This window comes from Halorubrum sp. Atlit-26R, assembly GCF_003666015.1.
Classification (GTDB): Archaea; Halobacteriota; Halobacteria; order Halobacteriales; family Haloferacaceae; genus Halorubrum.
Map to the genome: position 1 here is coordinate 1 of NZ_QPLT01000462.1, position 476 is coordinate 476.

The following is a 476-nucleotide window of genomic DNA, read 5'->3' on the forward strand; positions in this document are numbered from 1 at the left end:
AACCACGTTCAATGTTCGAGGAAGTAACTGTGTTAGAAGAGCTAGCAACTGAGGATGAGGAACCACGCGTTGTTTGATCACGCACTTATGATCTAACCTTCCCTGAAGAGAACCGAGCAAGCTGGATCGTTGATGTACAAGCATTCAAGAAACGGAATAGAGGAGAACCGGACGTTGAGAACCAGAACCGGACACGAGAGCGATACGCGTACGTCGCACGAGAGATCGCAAGCAGTCAAGGAAATATTCTACTCACTTGGCCGAATTATTCAGAGGCAGCATGGGCGGCCAATCGGCTACGTGATGAAATCAATAAACCGGTACTGCTTGATCAGTCCACGAGCCACGAAGAAACACGAGAGTTGAAACGTGAGTTTGTACACGGCGAACCGAAAGTACTCGTCACAAGTACACGTGGAACATTAACTGAGGGCGTTGATTACGAAGGCGACGAGCTACACACGTGCGCTGTATTT

Annotated in this window: 1 protein-coding gene; it reads left to right on the forward strand. The window is 48.7% G+C overall.

What is annotated here, in order from left to right; genetic code table 11:
* Window positions 1-224: 224 nt before the first annotated feature.
* On the forward strand, window positions 225-476 hold a 252-nt coding region (locus DVK07_RS24540), incomplete at its 3' end, for a helicase C-terminal domain-containing protein (RefSeq protein ID WP_394338907.1).